Genomic DNA, 18,684 nt, shown 5'->3' on the forward strand with positions numbered 1-18,684 from the left:
ACCAACATGAAAAAAGTCGAGAAAAACGTATTGGTGCTGCATAGCGCTAAGGAAATGTTTGAGCTGGTGGACAAAGTTGAGGACTATCCAAAATTTTTGCCGTGGTACAGCAAGACCGAAGTCATCGAACGCAAAGGCAACGAACTAAAAGCGCGCCTGTTTATGGACTATATGCGCGTCAAGCAGTCGTTTGCGACGCACAACCACAATATCCCAGGGCAGGAAATCCGCATGGATTTGCTCGAAGGGCCGTTTAAAACCCTGAGCGGCACTTGGAAATTTATCGACTTGGGCGATGATATGTGCAAAGTCGAATTCAGATTAGAATACGATTTCTCCAATGCCGTACTCTCTGCCATGATTTCCCCAGTGTTCGGCCATCTGGCCGGTACACTGGTAGATGCTTTTATTAAAGAGGCCGACCGCCGCTATGCTTGAGATTGAAATTGTTTACGGACTGGCCGATAGGCAAGTGTTGAGGAACATGACTGTTGCCGAAGGTACAACCGTGCGCGAAGCTGCCCTGCAAAGCGGTTTGGAGGTGGAGTTCCCAGAGTTGGATTTACAGCAAGCGCCTTTGGGTATTTTCGGCAAGGCCGTGAAAGACGAGACGGTGTTGCGCGATGGCGATCGGATTGAGGTTTATCGTCCATTATTGATTGATCCGAAAGAAGCGCGACGTAAACGCGCCGGGCAAGAATAAATCAAAGGCCGTCTGAAACTTTTTCAGACGGCCTGTCAAACTGAAAGAACAGTAATGAGCTTGAAAATTAAATTAATCGTCGGTTTGGGTAATCCAGGCCAAGAATACGAACAAACGCGCCACAATGTCGGCTTTTGGCTGTTGGACGAACTGGCGTGGAAATGGAAAGTCAATTTTAAAGACGAAAAGAAATTTTACGGCGAAGTAGCGCGCGCCACTACGCCTGATGGCGATGTTTGGCTGCTCAAACCCATGATCTTTATGAACCGATCCGGTCAGGCCGTTGCCGCTTTGGCTCAGTTTTACAAAATCAAGCCGGAGGAAATCTTGGTGGTTCATGACGAGCTGGATATTCCATGCGGCCGTATCAAATTCAAACTTGGCGGCGGTAACGGCGGACACAATGGCCTCAAAGACATTCAGGCTCGCTTGGGTACGCCCAATTTCTACCGCCTGCGCTTGGGTATTGATCATCCTGGTGACCGTAATCTGGTTGTCGGTTATGTGTTGAATAAACCCTCGGCGGAACACAGACAGCAAATTGATGACGCCATCGCTAAATCCCTGCAAGGATTGCCGGCCGTGTTGAATGGCGAATGGGAAGAGGCAATGCGTTTTTTACACAGTAAGTAGCGTACCAAAACCAAACGGGCAGCCTTGCACATCATGTTCAGACGGCCTGAAAACAAGCAGTGCGATCTGACTAGCGATAAATCAATTAAAGAAACAGTAAATATGAATGAACTGACCAACCTTATGCAGACCGAGGCCCCAGGCATTGTTGGCGAAACATTAGACTTCTGCCTTTACGAATGCAGTATTGAAGATGCCCCGGATGCCGAAGAAGTGGCACAATGGCGTGATATTTTGAAGGCACGGGGTGGAAAATTTGTCCGCTTGGCAGATATCTGCCAAATATGGTTGGATGAAGAGGCCGACAAATGAAAGCCTTGCCGTTAAACAAATTTACTGCCGCTGCCTTTATCTGGTTTGCCGCCGCCATTTATGCCTTACTTTTCAAAGAGGGCGGCAATAGTGCTCCACCATTTCCCCATTTTGATAAAGTCGGCCATTTCGGGCTGTTTTTCGGTCAGGCATGGCTGTGCGCAAAAATATTTATTCAAGACAATAGGACTATTCCCTATAAAGGCATTCTGTTTGCCGCTTTATTGTTTGCCATAGGAAGCGAGCTGGCTCAGGCATTTCTGACTGCTACGCGCCAAGGTTCGATCGCGGACGGCATTGCCGATATGGCAGGTACGGCTGCGGCACTGTGGTTTGCAGAAAAAGTAAAAGCAGCAAAAAGTTAGATATATTTAAAGAAGTTAAAAGGCCGTCTGAAATCCTGAGGAACAGGTTTCAGACGGCCTTTTTTTTGCTTGTATTTGAGGCAATTATTGCTTCATGACAAGCATTCAAATATTAGAACGTTACGCGTACACCGGCAGATACTTCGTGAGTATGAATTTTTGTCTCATCAAATTTGCCCCAGTAGTTGTAGCGGTAGCCAGCGTCCAAAGCAACGTTAGGAGTTACTTCGTAGCTTACGCCAGCCATTGCACCAATACCGGTTTTAGTTTCTTTACGTTCATAATATGAATTAGCTGTCTCAACTTTTGTTGAAGCGTGATTAACAGCCACACGAACACCTACATAAGGTTTTACAGGAGCTTGCAGATCAAAGTCATAAATAGCAGAAACGCCGGCACTGTGGTACTTGGCTTCCGAATCAACCAAGGAGGTGTTGATTTTTTTAGATTTATAATGTGTGTAATCAGCAGCAACACGGAAATCGCCGAAATCGTAACCGGCAGTGATGCGTGGGCTAAAGCCTTTAACTGATGCGTCTCCCTTTACAGTAGCATGACCAGCATCAGCTTGAACATAAAAACCTTTGGTTGCATCAGCCAATGCAAATGTAGGCAGGGAAAGAGCAATCAGTGTTACCAGAACTTTTTTCATTGTTTTGTCCTTAATGTAGGATTAGGAGTAGTGGATAATCGCTGGGGTTGGTCGTTCCCAACAATTATTCTGATTGTATTTTCTTGTCGTAAATTAAGCAAATCTAAAAATGTTTCAACTGTTGTAAAAAAGCACTTATAAAAAACACTGTAACAAGTCGTTTAAGAACAAACGGCCTTGTTCGGTCGGGCGGAATACGGTCGGGTTTGATTCAAGCAGGCCTTTTTGTCTGGCGGTTTCGATTTGAGCCATGATTTTTGCAGTGGGTACGCCGGTACGTTCCTGCAACATTGCGGCAGGTACGCCGTCGGTCAGGCGTAGGGCGTTCATCATGAATTCGAATGGAAGGTCTTCGGCAGCAACGATTTTGCGCTCAACTGCTTCATGCGGATTACTCTGCATAGCCGCAAGATAGTCGTTGGGATGACGGCGGCGGACAGTTCGCTCGATATGGTCGGGATAGGAGATTTTGCCGTGTGCGCCCGCACCTATACCCAAGTAATCGCCGAACTGCCAATAGTTCAAATTATGGCGGCACTGCATACCAGGTTTTGCAAAAGCCGATGTTTCGTAGTGAATAAAGCCTGCGCCTTCCAATTCTCCGTGTACGGCATCTTCAATATCCAACGCCGCTTCATCTTGCGGCAATCCTTTGGGCGGTGTATGACCGAAAGGCGTGTTCGGTTCCATTGTCAGATGATATGCGCTGATATGCGATACGCCTGTTGCGATAGCGGTTTGCACATCGTTTAAGGCCGTCTGAACGGTTTGGTTTGGCAGGGCATACATCAAATCAATATTAACTTTGTCAAATAATTTCAATGCAGTATCAATGGCTATCAGGGCTTCTTTGCTGTTGTGAACGCGTCCCAATCGAGCAAGCATATCGTCATTAAAACTTTGTACGCCGATAGACAGGCGCGTAATACCTGCGTCTTTAAATCCTTGAAACTTCTCAATTTCAAATGTACCCGGGTTTGCTTCCAAAGTAATTTCCGCTTCGGGTTGCAAGCGCAACAGCGAACGCACGCCGCTTAACAAGCGGTCAATCGATTCCGCTTGAAACAGGCTGGGTGTACCGCCGCCGAAGAATATGGTTTCTACCGCTCTGCCCCAAATATTGGGCAATTCAAACTGCAAGTCGGTTAGTAGGGCATCGATATAGGCTTCTTCCGGAAGGCCGTTTTTCAGGCTGTGGGAATTAAAGTCGCAATATGGGCATTTTTTGATGCACCACGGGATGTGGATATAGAGTGATAAAGGAGGCAGGGCGGTTAGCTGGCCGGGGCGTTGGAAAGTAATTTGGGTCATGGTATGTATTGAGGCTCAAGGCCGTCTGAAATTTTTAGGCTGTTATTTTAACTGAAATGTCGGCGGGGAAAGTAATCAGTAGGAAATATGCGAAGTCTAAGCGCTCAAAAAAGCTTCAATTTCTTCTTCTGATAATTTGGAATTGCAGACAAATTTTATTTTGCCTTGTGAGATGTTGAGTAATGCGGGAACAGTTTTGATGCCGTGTTGTTCACGAAAAGTTTTTAAAGCTGCTTTGTTGCTGCTGTCTGTAAAGCGGATGGTAAGCTGCTTGTTTAAGGAAACGGTAGACAGTTTTGCAACAAAACGGCGACAGTATGAACAGCTTGGTTTGCCTAAAAAGACGGTAGCAGTTTCTTGACTGTCAATAAGTTGAAGAAGTTCGTCAGGTGTGGTTGGGATGAAGGCAGCGACGTGTTTTGCAAAGGCTGCCAATTCTTCAGGAGTAGGTTTGGGCATGGGAATAAATGTGAGGTAGGCCGTCTGAAGGCTTCAGACGGCCTGTTACCAATTTATAAGGACTTGATTTTTCTTAATAGTTCGCGCAATGCTTGGGCACGGTGGCTTTCGGCATTTTTGATTTCAGGGTCAAGCTCGGCGGCGGTGCAACCATGTTCGGCCAGATAGAAATGCGGGTCGTAGCCGAAGCCGTTTGTACCGGCTGCTTCTGCCTGCCATTGTCCGCGCCAGATGCCTTCGGCGATGATGGGTTGCGGGTCGTTTTCATGACGGACAAGGACGAGGACGCAGACGTAGTAACAGCTTTTATCGTCTTTATCGGCCAGATCGGCAGACAGTTTGGCGTTGTTTGCGGCATCGGATTTGGGGTTTTCACCTGCATAACGTGCGGAGAAAATGCCGGGTGCGCCGTTTAAGGCGTTGGTGCAGATGCCGGAATCGTCGGCAAGTGCCGGTAAGCCGCTGTATTTGGCGGCATGACGTGCTTTAGCCAGGGCATTTTCAACAAAGGTATGGTACGGCTCGGGACATTCGGGCGTATTGAACTGCGATTGTGGCAGGACTTCGATGTTTAAGTCGGCAAAGAGGCGGGAAAATTCGTTGAGTTTGCCTGTGTTGCCACTGGCAAGGACGATTTTTTCAAACATGGTTTTTCCTTAATGGGTTTCGGTTTGCTGCATACGAGCCATTTGTGCGCGTGCTTTGTGGCGGATGTAAAGGGCAAGGCTGCCGATTTGGGCAAAAACGGCGGCAAAGGCAAACAGAAAGGCGGCAACGGCAAATTGTTTGCTGTGAATGCTCAGAAGATAAGCGCCCAACAGAATCAGTACGATAAACATCAGGGTAAACAGGGCGGTCAGGAGCAGATAGGCTTTTTGTCGGGTCATGGCAGCTTGGGGGAGGGGGAAAAATGTTCTGATTATAACGTCAGATTGAGAATTTGAAACCATGCCGCATTCGTTAAAAAGGCCGTCTGAATATTTCAGACGGCCTTAAGTCGAATAACGGATTAACGCAATTCTGTGTGCAGGCGGCTCAACAATGTGGAGGCATCGCTGCCTTTGTATGGGCTGCCGTCTTTATTCAACAGATGGAGGCGTGCGCCATTGTTGATAGGCTCAACATAGACGATGATTTCAGGGTACGTTTTTGGCGCTTCTGCTTTGCCTTTGCCAAATACGCGTTTGAACAGACCCGGTTTTTTATTGGCAACTGCTTCGCCTTCAGTTGGCGCTTGTTGAACCAAGAAAGCGCGGCGTTCGGCATTTTGACCGATGACAGTCAGGCCGATGCGGTCGAGCGCAAGAGCGGTACGGCGCCAGTTACGGCCGTAATCGCCTGCCAGCAATAGAGTGCCGTTGTCCACACGCGCCAATTCAGAAGCATTGCTACGGGCGGCAACGCTTTGGGTCAGAGCTTGTTCGGCTTGCTGACTGTCAACGCCCAAGTATTGCATAAAGCGGGCGAGGAATGCGGCTTCGAGGTTAGGGTCGCTCTCGCTTGGCTGCCACATGGTGGTGTCTTTTTTACGGTCGGCATAAACTTCTTTCATGCCTTTGTGGGCGAAGAAGATGTCGGTCGAACCGTTTTTACCTTGTTCGATGCGGATGATGAATTTGTCGCGTTCGCTGGTAGAGTAGATACCGCCCAAGCCGACTTTATCCAACAGACGGCGCAGGCTGTCTTGAGGGATTTTGGCTCGGTTTTCAGCCCACTCGGTCTCCATTTGGCCGATGGCCGGTTCTTCAGATTTGATGTCGAAACCGTTTTCTTGCCAGAACACTTTCAGCAAAGGCCAAATTTCGCGAGGCGATTTACCATCGACAACCAACCAGCGTTGATTGCCGTCACGCTCAAGGCGTACGCCTTTAACGGATTTCAAAACTTCTGCATTGGCAGGTTGTTGTACGGCCTGAGTGCGGCGTTTGTTGAAGTCGCTGGCACGGACGGCGCCGCTGCCTGCCGGTAATTGATAGAGGTTGCCTTGGTCTGGGTTGTTCAAATCAGGTGGTACTTCCAGTTTGACCAAGCGGTGAGATTGACTTTGATAGTCGAGTTTGGGTTGTTCTTTTTTGCTGCCGGAACAGGCAGTCATGCTAATCAGGGCGAGGGCTACTACGATGGGTTTGATATAGGTCATCTTGTTTTCCTGTGGATGAAGTTCTTAACAGGGAGGCCGTCTGAAAAGGGTGTTTGGGATTCAGACGGCCTTATTTCCGGATCAGATTTGTCCTGATTTTTCCAGAGCGGCTCGGACTTTGGCTTGACCGGCTTCGGTCAGTGCTACCAAAGGCAGACGAACATGGGGTTCGCATTTGCCCAATAAGCTCAGGCCCCATTTAGGCGCGGCCGGACTGGGCTCGCAGAACATGGTGTTATAAATTGGGATAAGTTGCTCGTTTAGACGACGGGCGGTCGCAATATCGCCCTCAAGGGCGGCTCGGCACATATCGGCAAAGAGTTTCGGTGCAACGTTGGCTGCGACGGTTACCACGCCATGACCGCCACACAGCATGAAAGGCAGACCGGTAGGGTCGTCGCCGGATAAAACGGCAAAACCTTCAGGAACGCTGTTGATTAATTCAATGTTGTTGCCGATATTGCCGCTGGCTTCTTTCACGCCGACAATATTCGGAATTTCGGCCAAGCGCAAAATAGTGTCGTTGCTCATGCTGACGACGGTGCGGCCGGGAACATTATAAATAATCATCGGAATCGAAGTGGCTTCGGCGATGGCTTTGAAATGTTGGTAAATGCCTTCTTGCGAAGGTTTGTTGTAGTAGGGAACAACAGATAAGGTGTAGTCCGCACCGGCTTGCTCGGCGGCTTTGGAAAGGGCGATGGCTTCGACAGTATTGTTGGCGCCTGTGCCGGCGATAACGGGAATGCGCTTGTTGACGTGTTTGACAGTGGCTTCAATAACGGCCAAATGTTCTTCGACAGGCAGGGTGGCTGACTCGCCGGTAGTGCCGACTGCGACGATGCCGTCGGTGCCATTTTCAATGTGCCAGTCGATTAAGTCATGAAGTTGTTCGTAGTTGATGCTGCCGTCTTGATTCATCGGAGTAATCAGGGCAACCAGACTGCCTTTTAACATACGGAAACCTTTAATTTTATGGTGTGGGTGAATTATGCAGTGGATTGTAGCTTACTTTGTTGTTTGTGTGAAACATATCCGCTATGAGGCTTTGCCGTTTAATGGTGACTTGTCATTATCTTAATGAATAATACATTTTTAAATCATTGGTTTGTTTGTTTTGAGATGGAAAAATGATGTCAAGAATTAAAATGTGTTAAGGCGGTTTGAGGCCGTCTGAAAACAGTTGGGCGGAACTTTCAGACGGCCTGATGGTTTTGAATTTGCTGATACATTTCAAATTGGTTAAAATACGCATCTTAATATTTTTTAACGATTCTTGAGAGAAGGTTCAACATGGCCGGAATGACTGAAAAACAGGCGGAATCGCTTGATTTGGTTTATGGTTTGGAAGACAAGCCGCCGTTTGGGAATGCGTTGTTGAGTGCGGTTACGCACCTTCTGGCGATTTTTGTTCCGATGATTACTCCGGCATTGATTGTCGGCGGGGCGTTGGAGCTGCCGGTTGAAATGACGGCTTATTTGGTGTCGATGGCGATGGTGGCTTCCGGCGTCGGCACTTATTTGCAGGTCAACCGTTTTGGGCCGGTTGGTTCGGGTATGTTGTCGATTCAGTCGGTCAACTTCTCTTTTGTTACCGTGATGATTGCACTAGGTACCGGCATGAAAGAGGGCGGATTGACTGAAGATGTGATGATTTCAACGCTTTTGGGCGTGTCCTTTGTCGGCGCGTTTTTGGTGTGCTTCTCCGCTTGGCTTTTGCCTTATTTGAAAAAAGTGATTACGCCGACTGTAAGCGGCGTGGTCGTCATGTTGATCGGCTTGAGCTTGGTTCATGTCGGCATTACCGATTTCGGCGGCGGCTTCGGTGCGAAAGCAGACGGCACGTTCGGCTCGATGGAAAACTTGGGTTTGGCATCGCTGGTGTTGCTGATTGTATTGGTTTTCAACTGTTTGAAAAATCCATTGCTGCGCATGAGCGGCATCGCGGTGGGTTTGATTGTCGGTTATATTGTTGCGCTGTTTTTGGGTAAAGTAGATTTTTCCGCCCTGCAAAACCTGCCGCTGATTACCCTGCCTGTTCCGTTTAAATATGGCTTTGCATTTGATTGGCACGCGTTTATCGTTGCCGGTGCAATTTTCTTGTTGAGCGTATTTGAAGCAGTGGGTGATTTGACGGCGACTGCGATGGTCTCCGAGCAGCCGATTGAGGGTGAGGAATACACCAAACGCCTGCGCGGCGGCGTATTGGCAGATGGTTTGGTGTCTGTAATTGCGACGGCGTTAGGCTCTTTGCCTTTGACTACTTTTGCGCAAAATAACGGCGTGATTCAAATGACCGGCGTGGCTTCGCGTCATGTGGGCAAATATATTGCGGCGATTTTGGTATTGTTGGGCTTGTTCCCCGTTATCGGCCGTGCGTTTACCACGATTCCGAGTCCGGTTTTAGGTGGCGCGATGGTATTGATGTTTGGCCTGATTGCGATTGCCGGTGTGCGGATTTTGGTCAGCCACGGTATTCGCCGTCGTGAAGCGGTTATCGCGGCGACTTCTGTCGGTTTGGGTTTGGGCGTGGCGTTTGAGCCGGAAGTGTTCAAAAACCTGCCTGTATTGTTCCAAAACTCAATTTCTGCCGGCGGTATTATGGCGGTATTGTTGAACTTGGTTTTGCCAGAGGATAAAACCGATAAAGCGGTTAAGGTTGAAACCGATAGTTTGGATCACTAAGCAAGCTTTATTCAAAGGCCGTCTGAAGTTTCAGACGGCCTTTGGTTTTTCGGCTATAATATTGTTTTTATTTGTTATCCGAGTGGTTCGGATAGCCCTACCCGGAAAGGTTTTATATGACGGTTTATTCACTTTTTATCACTTGTCCTCGCGGTTTGGAAGCGCCTTTGACGCAGGAACTCGAAAGCATGGCATGTCAGGATATCCGCGCTGTTGACGGCGGTGTGGCATGTAAAGGCACGATGGAGCAGGTGTATCGCATCAACCTGCATTCGCGCGTTGCCAGCCGTGTTTTGCTGCGCTTGACTAAAGGCGGTTATCGTAATGAACACGATATCTACAAACTGGCACGAAATTTGCATTGGACAGGTTGGTTTAAGCTGGAGCAGACCTTCAAAGTCAAAGTCGAAGGCAAGCGCGCCAATGTGAAAAGCTTGGATTTTGTCGGTTTGAAAATCAAAGATGCCGTCTGCGATGCCTTCCGCGATATTTATGATGCGCGTCCGAGCGTGGGCAAAATCAACCCCGATATCCGCATTCATGCCTTTATCGATGAGCGCAACGTGGAAATCTTTATCGATACTTCCGGCGAAGCACTCTTCAAACGCGGCTATCGTCAGGATACCGGCGAAGCACCATTGAGAGAGAATTTGGCGGCAGGTTTGCTGCTTTTGGCAGGCTATGACGGTACGCAACCTTTCCAAGACCCGTTTTGCGGCAGCGGCACGATTGCTATTGAGGCTGCATGGATTGCGACACACCGTGCGCCGGGCTTGATGCGCCGTTTCGGTTTTGAAAAACTGCAAAACTTCGACAAAGAAAAATGGCAAGCGCTGCGCCGTGAGGCTGAAAAACAAATCAAACCGGCAGCTGCGCCAATTTCCGGCAGAGACAACGACCGTTATATGATCCGTGCCGCATTAGCCAATGCCCAAACCGCCGAAGTGGATAATTTCATTCGCTTTGACGTGCAAGATGCGCAAGCCGTACGGCCAAACGGCGAACACGGCATTATGATTTCCAATCCGCCTTATGGCGTGCGCCTTGCCGAAATTCAGGCTTTACAGGCGCTTTATCCGCAACTGGGTACATGGTTGAAACAGCATTACGCAGGCTGGTTGGTTGGGATGTTTACCGGCGATCGTGATATGCCGAAATTTATGCGCCTTTCTCCGAAGCGTAAGATTCCGCTGTTTAATGGTAACTTGGATTGCCGATTGTTTTTGATGGATATGGTTAAAGGCTCGAATCGGGGCTAAAACCTGAGATAGAGGCCGTCTGAAAGATGATTTCAGACGGCCTTTTTTGTTTTATTTAAATAGACTTTACTATAACGGAGTTTGCTTTTCTTTTTTTAATTACAGGCCGTCTGAATCGTGTTCAGACGGCCTTTTTATTGGTTTAAAACTGCTATTTATAGTAATAGGCAATCAGATAAATTATAAAAATCTATTAAACAGGAAAAATAAATTGTTAAATAAAAATACCATATCTAGTAGTCTTGTGTTTTAATGCACACCATATCTTGTGTTTTGTGGTATTGCAATGAGTGGTTTGAAATTTACAGTTGAGCAAATTGTCTGGCAGGAAGTGCCGGGCGAAGTGTCGCTGGCATTTCTGTTTTCAGGCTGCCCGCTGCGTTGCAAAGGTTGCCATAGTGCCGATACATGGAAAGAGGGCATCGGCACGGAATTGACCGAGGATTATTTAAAAGGCCGTCTGAAACGCTATCACGGATTGATTACATGCGTGTTGTTTATGGGCGGGGAATGGCAGCCGGAAGCCTTGCAGAAAATGCTGGCTATTGTTACGCAGGCGGGTTTGAAAGCCTGCTTGTACACCGGTTTGGAGCGTGAGGAGTTGGAGGCGGTTTCAGACGGCATCCTGCCTTATCTGACGTATCTGAAAACCGGCCGCTGGCAGATGGAACTGGGCGGCTTGGACAGCCCGACCACCAATCAGAAGTTTATTGATTTGCGTACGGACGAAGTGTTGAACCGCTTGTTTATCAAAGACAAACCTAAGCCTAAAGTTTTTCCAGTGGCTTCAATTTAGCTCAATGCTGTATTGCACTGATTTAAATTGAATTTATTGTATTCACTGACAGCGATGTTTCAGACGGCCCAACCGTCATTGTTTAATAAATCATCCAAACCATACAGGAGAATTAACATGATTCGGCTGCATCCCGAACAGTTAAACGGAAAACTACAATTCATGCGCGACTACATCAGCGCGCAAAACGCGGCGGACGGCTCGAAAATGGATGCCAACGCCAACGTTACGCAAAAAAACATCGCCACGATGGAAGCGGAAATCATGAAAGACTTTTTCGTGCAGATTAACCGCGCCCAAGTGTCGCGCAAAATCGCCGAAATTTTCGACCAATCCGTCGCAGACGAATACATCCGCCAGATTGAGGCGCATGAGATTTATGTGCACGACGAAACCAGCCTCAAGCCTTATTGTGTGTCGGTTACGCTGTATCCCTTCCTGCTCGACGGGTTAAGCAAACTCGGCGGCGAATCCAAAGCGCCGCAACATCTGGCTTCGTTTTGCGGCTCGTTTATCAACCTTGTGTTTGCCATCAGCGCGCAGTTTGCCGGCGCGGTGGCCACAGTGGAATTTCTGACCTATTTCGACTACTTCGCCCGCAAAGACTACGGCGACGATTATTTGGAAACCCATGGCAAAGAAATCGCCAACCATATGCAGCAGGTGGTGTACAGCATCAACCAGCCCGCCGCCGCGCGCGGCTATCAGAGCGTATTCTGGAATATTTCCGTTTACGATCAATATTATTTCGATGCGATGTTCGGCGATTTCGTCTTCCCCGATTTCAGCAAACCGGTTTGGGCGAGCGTGGCAAAGCTGCAAAACTTCTTCCTTAAATGGTTTAACCAAGAGCGCACCAAAGCCGTTTTAACATTCCCTGTCGTGACCGCTGCGATGCTGACCGATGGCGGCAAATGCAAAGACACTGTGTTCGCCGACGAAATGGCGAAAGAATTGGCGGAAGGTAATTCCTTCTTCGTTTATCTTTCCGATAATCCCGACTCGTTGGCTTCCTGCTGCCGTCTGCGTAACGCCATCGAAGACCGCACTTTTAGCTACACACTCGGTGCGGGCGGTGTGGCGACCGGTTCCATCAACGTCATCACCATCAATATGAACCGGCTGGAACAAGACGGACGCGACCTTGCCGCCGAAGTGGCCAAAATCCACAAATACCAATACGCCTACCGCAAACTGATGGAAGAATACCAAGCCGCCGGAATGCTGCCCGTTTACGATGCAGGCTTCATCACGCTGGACAAACAGTTCCTCACCATCGGCATCAACGGCATGGCGGAAGCCGCCGAATCGCAAGGCATCAAAGTCGGCTACAACGACGACTACATCAACTTCGTCCAAGGCCGTCTGAAAACCATATTCGAAGCCAATCAAGCCGCCAGCAAGCACTACGGCGTGAAGTTCAACACCGAGTTTGTCCCCGCCGAAAACCTCGGCGTGAAAAACGCCAAATGGGACAAAGCCGATGGCTACAAAGTCAGCCGCGAATGCTACAACTCCTATTTCTACGTCGTCGAAGACGAAGAAATCAACGCGCTCGACAAATTCCTGCTGCACGGCAAAGAATTGGTGGACTGGCTCGACGGCGGCTCCGCGCTGCACCTGAACCTTGACGAAGCCTTGCCCGAATCTGGCTACCGCTCGCTCTTGGACATCGCCGCGCAAACCGGCTGCAACTACTTCTGCGTGAACGTGCGCATCACTATTTGCAACGAATGCGGCCATATCGACAAACGCACCCTGCATGCCTGTTCTGCTTGCGGCAGCCACGACATTGACTACGGCACCCGCGTCATCGGCTACCTGAAACGCGTATCCGCCTTCTCCAGCGGTCGTCGCAAAGAGCATGCGCTCAGACATTATCACCGTAAAGCGGCGTAATCGTTGAAAAAGATTGCTTGCAAACCTAAGGCCGTCTGAAACTTCAGACGGCCTTGATTATATTGAGATAGGCTGTCTCTTTCAATGATATAGTTTTGATTAAATTAAACAAAAACTCTTGACACTTTCATATAATGAATTAACATATAACATCCTTTAACCTAAATTTAAAAAAGTGAGAGACACATGAAAACATCAGCTTTATTGGCGGCTTTGTTGGCAGCCCTGTCCCTGTCAGCATGCGGCGGTTCAGGCTCATCTTCTTCTGCCGTTTGTGACGAGTACGAAAAAGCATTTGCCGAAGCAACTAAAGACGTAGATGCCGCAACCAAAGACATGATGCAAAAATCTTTTGAACAAACCAAAGAAGCGTTGAAAAACCTGCCTGCAGACCAACGCGATGCAACTTGTAAAACTTCTTTGGACGCTTTGAAAGGCGTTCCTGCTGCAGAAACTCCTGAAGAGAAAGCCGAAGAAGCCAAAGATGCCGCTGAAGAGGCTAAAGAAGACGCAAAAGACGCAGCGGAAGATGCTAAAGAAGCTGCTGAAGACGCTAAAGAAGAAGCTAAATAATTCGGTTAGCTTTAGAGAAAAACGGATTCCAATAATTTGGAATCCGTTTTTTGTTGTGTGAACTAGAGTGTTTGGGATAAAGCATTTTCAGTTTTCAGACGGCCATTTCTCATGCCGTCTGAAAGTGTTAGTTTCAACTAAGTTGAAATTTACAACAGCAAACAGTTAATCAAACTAACCGCGTGTGTGGCGTAGCCACGCACGCGGAGGTTGAGTATGCAGGCTACAGCTTGCTCAGACAGTCTCTTCAGTAATAACTTAAGATTCAATTAATGCATTTAGTTCATCTTTATAAGGTATTAATGGCGAATATAGTTTATGAAATGCACGTCCAATCGCACCCGTAAATAAAACTAACTCGGGGTCGTTACTACCACTTTGCAAAATATGTACTGCAGAAATTCCTGGATAGGGATCTATATAGTAAATACGTTTTATACCTAATTGATATGCCTTCTTTGCACATAATTCACAAGGACTAGCTGTTGTAAATAAAAAGCCATTTTGAATCCCATTTCCACCGTATTTTGACAATTGTAAGAAAGCATTTTCTTCTGCATGTAATGCTCTTGTATGAACTTGGTTCTTATCTTTTTTTATTTTATTATATTCGGATTTAAAACAAAATGAAGTATTTCTATACTGTTTTATTGCAATATATTGTTTATTTCCTTCTTTTATATGGTTAATGAAATTTTCATCATTTCGTTCAAAATATGTAAATGCTTTACTATCATTGCCATCAACCAAATCAAATCTATTTCTTAAATTACAAGAAACTTGTCCTTCAGGAACATCATTCCAACCAATAGCTTTAATTGAAAAATTTGAGTCCGTTATTGCAGCACCAACTTGTCTTGATAAACACCCAGAATTTAATTTTGCTGTGTAAGCTATTTGCATACATCTTTCAATTGATGTTGGATTTATAATGCCTGGATATCTCATTAGGGTAGTGAATTTAATTAATTGATTTGATAAAGCAATAAATTTAGTAACTTCGTCCGATGCATTTTTATTGTTTATATATAGATCAGCTCTTTGTAAACATGCTTGAATATCTTGCGTGGTGTACGTTTCATCATGATCTAAGTCATGTGAGCTATATTCTTTTTTATCGATAGTTTCTATTTCTTTATCATTTATACCTAAGTTTCTAAGCCTTTGTTTACGCTCTTCATCATTACAGGTTATTGCTAATAAATAAAAAGAAGCGTACCTTTCTTGAAAAAAGAAGGCTTCCAATGGATTTCTAATAGCATCAATTACAATGAATGTAGGTTGTTGTTTATTTTTATGGTACTCCCTTATATCTTTTATAATTGAATTAATTCTTTCTGCTAGTTTAAAAAAATTACCTTCTTCCATCGTGCTTTTAACAGGATTCCCTGATTTACGGATATTATCCCCAATTTCTTGAAATAATGCAGTAAATTCAATTCCAAGCAAATCTTTTAAATCTTTACTTTCATTTGGTAAATAGTTATCGTAGAAATTTATTATACCTTCACTAGTAGATTCTAGATTTTCAAATTCCCTATTAATGTTTTCCAGAATTGAATTTAAAATTTCAATTTTTCCCGGTTCTGATATGTGTTTTTGAATAAATTCTGCATATTCGATTGCCGTTTCATTTTTTGATTCAGCAAGCATTAATGTAATTATGGATCTAACTTGTATTAGCAAAAATGGTTTCCAACTTCCTTTAAATCTATTAAAAATAATTTTTTCTACACGATGTTCATTATTTTCAGGATGGCTACCCTGAAAAAGAGAATGTTTTAAATCTTTTTCTTCAGAATTTAATATATTAGCAACAGTAGAACAACCACTTCCTGTTCTGCCTGTAACTCCAATTAAAATAAAATCATCATCAGATCCATATAGTTTCTCAATAGAATTCTTGGTATATTTACTCATGATATATTTTCTCCAAAAAATAAAAAATTATTTAAATAATATCAATTATTCTTGAATGTTGATAATCTCTTTCAAATACTTCCCAGTATAACTCCCCTTAACCTTCGCCACCTGCTCCGGACTACCTTGGGCAATAATCCTCCCCCCACCATCGCCGCCTTCCGGCCCCAAGTCCACAATCCAATCCGCGGTTTTAATCACGTCCAGATTATGCTCGATAATCACTATCGAGTTGCCTTTGCCTTTCAGACGGCCTATGACTTCCAGCAGCAGGGCGATGTCGGCGAAGTGCAGGCCGGTGGTGGGTTCGTCGAGGATATAGAGCGTTCTGCCGGTGTCGCGTTTGGAGAGTTCCAAGGCGAGTTTGACGCGTTGGGCTTCGCCGCCGGAGAGGGTGGTGGCGGACTGGCCGAGGCGGATGTAGCCGAGGCCTACGTCCATCAGGGTTTGCAGTTTGCGCGATACGGTGGGGACGGCGTCGAAGAATTCGCGGGCTTCTTCGACGGTCATGTCGAGGACTTGGCTGATGTTTTTGCCTTTGTATTGGATTTCGAGGGTTTCGCGGTTGTAGCGTTTGCCGTGGCAGACTTCGCAAGGGACGTACACGTCGGGCAGGAAGTGCATTTCGACTTTAATCACGCCGTCGCCTTGGCAGGCTTCGCAGCGGCCGCCTTTGACGTTGAAGGAGAATCTGCCGACGTTGTAGCCGCGTTCACGCGAGAGGGGCACGCCGGCGAAGAGTTCGCGGATGGGGGTGAACAGGCCGGTGTAGGTGGCAGGGTTGGAGCGCGGGGTGCGGCCGATAGGGGATTGGTCGACGTTGATGACTTTGTCGAGGTGTTCGAGGCCGTGGATGTCGTCGTATGGGGCGGGTTCTTCTTGGGCGCGGTTGAGTTCGCGGGCGGTAATTTTGGCGAGGGTGTCGTTAATCAGGGTGGACTTGCCGCTGCCGGATACGCCGGTGATGCAGGTAATCAAACCGAGCGGCAGTTTGAGGGTGACGTTTTTGAGGTTGTTGCCGCGCGCGCCTTTGAGGATGAGCATTCGGTCGGGATTGACGGGTGTGCGTTCAGACGGCACGGCAATGGATTTTTTGCCGCTGAGGTATTGTCCGGTAACAGATTTTTCGCATTTGGCGACGTTTTCGGGTGTGTCGGCAATCAGTACGTTGCCGCCGTGTTCGCCTGCGCCGGGGCCCATATCGACGACGAAATCTGCTTCGCGGATGGCGTCTTCGTCGTGTTCGACCACAATCACGCTGTTGCCCAAGTCGCGCAGGCGTTTGAGGGTGGCGAGCAGGCGGTCGTTGTCGCGCTGGTGCAGGCCGATGGAGGGTTCGTCCAAAACGTACATCACGCCGGTCAGGCCGCTGCCGATTTGGCTGGCAAGGCGGATGCGTTGGGCTTCGCCGCCGGAGAGGGTTTCGGCGGAGCGGCTTAAATTCAGGTAATCCAGCCCGACGTTAATCAAGAAGCCGAGTCGCTCAATGATTTCTTTGAGGATTTTTTCGGCGATTTGTTTTTTGTTGCCGTCCAAATCCAGCGTTTCAAAGAATTGGTGGGTTTTGGTCAGCGGCCAGGCGGAGACTTCGTGTAAAGGTTCGCCGCCGACGTAAACGTAGCGCGCTTCTTTGCGCAAACGTGCGCCGCCGCAGCTCGGGCAGGCGCGGTGGTTTTGGTATTCGCGCAGTTTTTCGCGCACGGTTTCGCTGTCGGTTTCTCGGTAGCGACGTTCGAGATTGGGGATGATGCCCTCAAAGGCATGGCTGCGGTTGAAGGTAGTGCCGCGTTCAGACAGGTAAGTGAAATCAATGACTTCTTTGCCTGAGCCGTGCAAGACAACTTTTCTGACTTTTTCAGGCAGTGTTTCCCATGCTGCATCCGCATCAAACTCATAATGGCGTGCTAACGATTGAATCATTTGGAAATAGAATTGGTTGCGCTTATCCCAGCCGTCAATCGCGCCTGCGGCTAAGGATAGTTCGGGATGGGCGACCACTTTTTCGGGATCGAAGAAGTTAGTATTACCCAAGCCGTCGCAAGTCGGGCAAGAACCCATCGGGTTGTTGAAGGAAAACAGACGCGGCTCTAATTCGGGCAGACTGTACGAACATACGGGACAGGCGAAACGCGCGGAGAACCAATGTTCTTCGCCGCTGTCCATTTCCATCGCCAGTGCGCGCTCGTTGCCGTGGCGCAATGCGGTTTCAAAACTTTCTGCCAGCCGCTGCTTGATGTCAGCTTTTACTTTCACGCGGTCGATGACGACGTCGATGTTGTGTTTGATGTTTTTTTCCAGCTTCGGTACTTCGTCCAACTGATAGACTTCGCCGTCCACGCGCACCCGTGCAAACCCCTGCGCCTGCAAGTCGGCAAAGAAATCGACAAATTCGCCTTTACGCTCGCGCACTGCCGGCGCAAGAATCATCACGCGCGTGTCTTCCGGCAGCTTCAAGACGGCATCGACCATCTGCGACACGGTCTGGCTGGATAGCGGCAGATTGTGTTCGGGGCAATACGGCGTGCCGACGCGGGCGTACAAAAGGCGCAGGTAGTCGTGGATTTCCGTAACCGTGCCAACGGTGGAACGCGGGTTGTGGCTGGTGGATTTTTGCTCGATGGAAATTGCGGGCGAGAGGCCTTCGATCAAATCGACATCGGGTTTGTCCATCATCTGCAAAAATTGACGGGCATAGGCGGAAAGGCTTTCGACATAACGGCGTTGGCCTTCGGCATACAGCGTATCAAACGCCAGCGACGATTTGCCGCTGCCTGACAATCCTGTTACCACCACGAGCTTGTGGCGCGGAATATCTAAATCGACATTTTTCAAATTATGTGTACGCGCGCCACGGATGCGGATGGTGTCATTATCGTGTGAATGTTTGGGATGATGGTTGCACATATTGTCAGGCCGTCTGAAAAATAAAATAAACGGCTATTGTAGCACTTTTCAAATGACAGACTGGATAGATAAA

The 18,684-nt window shown here is 47.7% G+C and carries 19 protein-coding genes; 10 read left to right on the top strand and 9 right to left on the bottom strand.

The window, feature by feature from the left end; genetic code table 11:
* Positions 1-6: 6 nt before the first annotated feature.
* From ACTHR2_RS02310 to ACTHR2_RS02330, 5 genes are all read left to right on the top strand, one after another.
* The gene (locus ACTHR2_RS02310; RefSeq protein WP_263335860.1) at positions 7-438 is read left to right on the top strand and encodes a type II toxin-antitoxin system RatA family toxin; all 432 of its coding nucleotides are present in this window, start codon (positions 7-9) and stop codon (positions 436-438) included.
* Positions 431-703, top strand: a complete 273-nt coding sequence (locus tag ACTHR2_RS02315; RefSeq protein ID WP_263335863.1) for an RnfH family protein — start codon at positions 431-433, stop codon at positions 701-703. Before ACTHR2_RS02310 ends, ACTHR2_RS02315 begins: the two co-directional genes overlap by 8 nt.
* Positions 704-757: 54 nt before the next feature.
* Positions 758-1,336, top strand: a complete 579-nt coding sequence (gene pth, locus ACTHR2_RS02320) for an aminoacyl-tRNA hydrolase (protein ID WP_440375301.1) — start codon at positions 758-760, stop codon at positions 1,334-1,336.
* Between the two features lie 102 nt (positions 1,337-1,438).
* Complete coding sequence (locus ACTHR2_RS02325; RefSeq protein ID WP_263335870.1) at positions 1,439-1,648, top strand: dioxygenase; 210 nt, start codon at positions 1,439-1,441, stop codon at positions 1,646-1,648.
* Complete coding sequence (locus tag ACTHR2_RS02330; protein ID WP_263335873.1) at positions 1,645-2,013, top strand: VanZ family protein; 369 nt, start codon at positions 1,645-1,647, stop codon at positions 2,011-2,013. Before ACTHR2_RS02325 ends, ACTHR2_RS02330 begins: the two co-directional genes overlap by 4 nt.
* 112 nt (positions 2,014-2,125) lie before the next feature.
* On the opposite strand, the gene ACTHR2_RS02335 is transcribed toward ACTHR2_RS02330, so the two are convergent.
* The 7 genes from ACTHR2_RS02335 to dapA all read right to left on the bottom strand — a co-directional run bounded on the left by ACTHR2_RS02335 (position 2,126) and on the right by dapA (position 7,532).
* Positions 2,126-2,665, bottom strand: a complete 540-nt coding sequence (locus ACTHR2_RS02335; protein WP_263335877.1) for an opacity family porin — start codon at positions 2,663-2,665, stop codon at positions 2,126-2,128.
* Positions 2,666-2,800: 135 nt separating this feature from the next.
* A complete protein-coding gene (gene hemW, locus ACTHR2_RS02340; RefSeq protein WP_440375302.1) occupies positions 2,801-3,976 on the bottom strand; it encodes a radical SAM family heme chaperone HemW in 1,176 nt (391 codons plus the stop codon).
* Between the two features lie 96 nt (positions 3,977-4,072).
* Complete coding sequence (locus tag ACTHR2_RS02345; RefSeq protein ID WP_440375303.1) at positions 4,073-4,435, bottom strand: thioredoxin; 363 nt, start codon at positions 4,433-4,435, stop codon at positions 4,073-4,075.
* 53 nt (positions 4,436-4,488) lie between these two features.
* Positions 4,489-5,082 (bottom strand): RdgB/HAM1 family non-canonical purine NTP pyrophosphatase, encoded by a 594-nt coding sequence (rdgB, locus tag ACTHR2_RS02350; protein WP_101755510.1) that lies wholly within the window; start codon positions 5,080-5,082, stop codon positions 4,489-4,491.
* A gap of 9 nt (positions 5,083-5,091) precedes the next feature.
* A complete protein-coding gene (locus ACTHR2_RS02355; protein WP_036490655.1) occupies positions 5,092-5,322 on the bottom strand; it encodes an NGO_0222 family membrane protein in 231 nt (76 codons plus the stop codon).
* 122 nt (positions 5,323-5,444) lie between these two features.
* Positions 5,445-6,575 (bottom strand): outer membrane protein assembly factor BamC, encoded by a 1,131-nt coding sequence (gene bamC, locus ACTHR2_RS02360; protein WP_263335895.1) that lies wholly within the window; start codon positions 6,573-6,575, stop codon positions 5,445-5,447.
* An 81-nt stretch (positions 6,576-6,656) separates the two neighbouring features.
* A complete protein-coding gene (gene dapA, locus ACTHR2_RS02365; protein WP_150537426.1) occupies positions 6,657-7,532 on the bottom strand; it encodes a 4-hydroxy-tetrahydrodipicolinate synthase in 876 nt (291 codons plus the stop codon).
* Between the two features lie 336 nt (positions 7,533-7,868).
* Here dapA and ACTHR2_RS02370 point away from each other — a divergent pair, with 336 nt between their 5' ends.
* The 5 genes from ACTHR2_RS02370 (at position 7,869) to ACTHR2_RS02390 (ending at position 13,787) form a co-directional block, all read left to right on the top strand.
* Positions 7,869-9,260 (top strand): nucleobase:cation symporter-2 family protein, encoded by a 1,392-nt coding sequence (locus ACTHR2_RS02370; protein ID WP_036490659.1) that lies wholly within the window; start codon positions 7,869-7,871, stop codon positions 9,258-9,260.
* 116 nt (positions 9,261-9,376) lie between these two features.
* The gene (locus ACTHR2_RS02375) at positions 9,377-10,519 is read left to right on the top strand and encodes a THUMP domain-containing class I SAM-dependent RNA methyltransferase (protein ID WP_440375304.1); all 1,143 of its coding nucleotides are present in this window, start codon (positions 9,377-9,379) and stop codon (positions 10,517-10,519) included.
* A gap of 286 nt (positions 10,520-10,805) precedes the next feature.
* The gene (nrdG, locus tag ACTHR2_RS02380) at positions 10,806-11,315 is read left to right on the top strand and encodes an anaerobic ribonucleoside-triphosphate reductase activating protein (protein ID WP_440375305.1); all 510 of its coding nucleotides are present in this window, start codon (positions 10,806-10,808) and stop codon (positions 11,313-11,315) included.
* A gap of 54 nt (positions 11,316-11,369) precedes the next feature.
* Positions 11,370-13,214: an anaerobic ribonucleoside-triphosphate reductase gene (gene nrdD / locus ACTHR2_RS02385; RefSeq protein WP_440372273.1), complete on the top strand. Its 1,845-nt coding sequence runs from the start codon at positions 11,370-11,372 to the stop codon at positions 13,212-13,214.
* A gap of 186 nt (positions 13,215-13,400) precedes the next feature.
* A complete protein-coding gene (locus tag ACTHR2_RS02390) occupies positions 13,401-13,787 on the top strand; it encodes a DUF5339 family protein (RefSeq protein WP_004519763.1) in 387 nt (128 codons plus the stop codon).
* 258 nt (positions 13,788-14,045) lie between these two features.
* Here ACTHR2_RS02390 and ACTHR2_RS02395 read toward each other — a convergent pair whose 3' ends face one another.
* Together ACTHR2_RS02395 and uvrA are read right to left on the bottom strand one after the other, a co-directional pair.
* Positions 14,046-15,707 (bottom strand): anti-phage dCTP deaminase, encoded by a 1,662-nt coding sequence (locus ACTHR2_RS02395; RefSeq protein ID WP_440375306.1) that lies wholly within the window; start codon positions 15,705-15,707, stop codon positions 14,046-14,048.
* A 45-nt stretch (positions 15,708-15,752) separates the two neighbouring features.
* Positions 15,753-18,611, bottom strand: coding sequence for an excinuclease ABC subunit UvrA (uvrA, locus tag ACTHR2_RS02400; RefSeq protein WP_440375307.1), 2,859 nt, complete (start codon positions 18,609-18,611; stop codon positions 15,753-15,755).
* Positions 18,612-18,684: the final 73 nt, after the last annotated feature.

This window comes from Neisseria sp. P0006.S004 (genome assembly GCF_051963015.1).
In the GTDB taxonomy this organism is placed as follows: Bacteria; Pseudomonadota; Gammaproteobacteria; order Burkholderiales; family Neisseriaceae; genus Neisseria.